The following is a 2,388-nucleotide window of genomic DNA, read 5'->3' as shown; positions in this document are numbered from 1 at the left end:
CTGGCCGGCCGGGAGGAACCGATCCCGGATCAGGTTGCGGGTGCTGACCCGGATAGCGAAGCCCTCGTTGCGGTTGATCTGCTGCGGGAAATCGGTGATCAGCAGCGACGGGTTGTTGGCCGCGGAGCCGACCTCGCCGAAGGCGGTGCTAATGCAACGGTTGCCGTTCTGGAACCCGTCGTGCGGCTGCAACCGGCTGTTGTTGCAGTTGTTGGCCAGCACCTCCAGGCCGTTGTTGCCGCCGCCGTTGTTGCCCCCACCGTTGTTACCGCCGTTGTTGCCACCGTTGTCGCCGCCACCGTTGTTGCCGCCGTTGGTGTTGTCGACCGGCTGGACCTGGCAGGTGGCGAGATTGGCGAGACCGCGCGGCCGCGGGCCGAACCGGTCGATGGCGATGGTGATCCGGTCGAGGGTCGCCCGGCGCTTGCTGGCCAGCGGGTTGAGGATCGCGTTGCGGATGAACGCCTCGCCCTTGTTGCCCTCGGCGGCGAGTCGCCGGTCGGCCTCGGTGATCTGGGTCTGCAGCGCGTTCAGGTTGCGGTCCACCTCGGCGCGGGCCCGGTCCGGCACCTGGGGCAGCCGGCTGACCACGTCCGGGCAGGCCACGGCCAGTGCGCCGGCGGTCGCGCCGCCGGTGCCGGTGCGGGTCTCCTGGCACTCTTCCACGGTCTGCTGCCCGTCGCCCCAGTGGTTGGTCACCCAGCGGCCGTTCTGCCAGGTCCGGGTGGTGGTGGTGCCACGGGCGGTCGGCGCGGTGGCACCCGGGCTGGGCTCCACGCAGGCGGCCGCCACCGGCTTGGGCTGCTTGTTCGGCCGTCGGTCACCGGCCGACGAGATCTGGGTCACGGCGACGACGCCGCCGAAGACAGCGAGCGTGGCGCCAACGGCCAGAAGTCGCTTGGTCCGCGCGTTACCGGATGGCCGGCGCGACCGGGTTGACCTGCGCATCGAATTGCTCTCCTTCTCGATCCGGTACCTGATTCGTGACTCGACGGACCGAACGGAATCGTGGTGGCACGTTCGACGGGGACCGTTCGAACACGCCGATGGCACGTCGACGAACGACGATGCCCTTTCCGCACCGTCTCCCGCGCCTGCCGGTGCGGGTTGGCGAGATCCTGTCCATTCCCGGTGAGGTACGGACCCGCCTCGGCGGTGGTTCAAAGGGAGATGACTTTTTTTCCGACGGTCTCGACCGCCGGTGATACGGAACAGAACGACGCCGAAACACCACCGGTGGTGACCGGCCGAGCGCCGAACGCTCTCACCGGTCAGGCACGGCCACGCCGGTCAGGCCTCGCAGAGATGGTCGTAGGCGAATCCGTCCACGAGTTCGCCGCGGCGGTCCCGCAGCCGCCGGATGTCGTCGAGCAGATCCTCGCGACGCCGCAACGCCGGCGCGGCAGCCTCCGGGGTCCGCAGCCGGTCGCCGACCGCGAGCGCGGCCAGGTCCTCGGCGAGCCGGGCCGGGTCGACCCCGCAGGAGATCCGGTACGGGTGCAGCGACACCCGCTCCACCAGGCACTCGCCGGGGCGTACCTCGACCCAGCTCCAACCCTCGGCCGGCCCGTCCGTCCACTGCACGTGCAGCCCACGCAGGATCGGGTCCGCCAGCCGCCGCGCCACGTACGCCTCGACGGCCTCGGCCCGGGCGAGCGCCCCGAGGTCGTTCACCGCACCGGTCCGCCCGTCGGGCAGCCGGCCCACGATGTCGCGGAAGCCGACGTCCGGCACCTCCGATCCGGCGGCGGCGCCGTCGGAGTACCGGCGGGCGTCGATCACGTACCCGACGATCTGCGGGCCGTGCTCGGCGGCGCGCAACGTGGCCGAGGTGATCCGCAGCACCGGCAGGCCGACAGCGGCGGTGACCGCCTGCATCATCCGCTCGGCCCGCCGGCCGGAGGCGTCGCGCGACGGCGGCCGGAACTCGACGGCGAACCCTGGCCGGCCGGTGTCCTCCGCGCAGACCACCAGGTCGAGGACCGTGCGACTGGCGGTGTTCCACTGGTGCCCGGTGAGGCCCGGTGGGCGGCGCCGGACCAGGTCACCCAGACGCAGGCCGGGGTGCACGCGCAGCCCCGCCCGAACCAGCACGGGGTCCCGCCCCGCGCCGGCCGGAATCGTCGCCAGCCAGGAGTCGTCGCCACCGGTCATCGTCGTATCCACCCAATCCTGCCGCCGACCGACCGAGTCTAGGATGACGATCATTCCGGCCGGCTCCCCCGGTGGGGCCATCCCGACCGCACCGGGCCGGCGGCGGGCCGGCCGGGCCGAGGAGGTGGACGGGTGCGAGTGGTGTCGCTGGTGCCCTCGCTGACCGAGGCGGTGGCGGTGACCCGGCCCGGGCTACTGGTCGGGGCCACCGACTGGTGCAGCCACCCGGCCGAC

At 72.3% G+C, this 2,388-nt stretch carries 3 protein-coding genes; 1 reads left to right on the top strand and 2 read right to left on the bottom strand.

Annotation, left to right across the window (positions count from 1 at the left end; translation table 11 throughout):
• Together AB0M52_RS33255 and AB0M52_RS33250 are read right to left on the bottom strand one after the other, a co-directional pair.
• Nucleotides 1–948: hypothetical protein (locus AB0M52_RS33255; protein ID WP_363961816.1), on the bottom strand; the 948-nt coding region annotated here is incomplete at its 3' end.
• A 342-nt stretch (nt 949–1,290) separates the two neighbouring features.
• Nucleotides 1,291–2,154 carry a DUF2726 domain-containing protein gene (locus tag AB0M52_RS33250; RefSeq protein WP_363961815.1) on the bottom strand — a complete coding sequence of 288 codons (864 nt, stop codon included), beginning with the start codon at nt 2,152–2,154 and terminating at the stop codon, nt 1,291–1,293.
• A 132-nt stretch (nt 2,155–2,286) separates the two neighbouring features.
• On the opposite strand from AB0M52_RS33250, the gene AB0M52_RS33245 reads away from it, so the two are divergent.
• Nucleotides 2,287–2,388, top strand: a 102-nt coding sequence (locus AB0M52_RS33245) for a helical backbone metal receptor (protein WP_363961817.1), incomplete at its 3' end; no start/stop codon positions are given.

The organism is Micromonospora sp. NPDC051296 (genome assembly GCF_040682255.1).
GTDB classification, from domain to species: Bacteria; Actinomycetota; Actinomycetes; order Mycobacteriales; family Micromonosporaceae; genus Micromonospora; species Micromonospora craterilacus.
The sequence above is the reverse complement of the archived record's forward strand: the minus strand, read 5'-3'. Positions and strand labels throughout refer to the sequence as shown.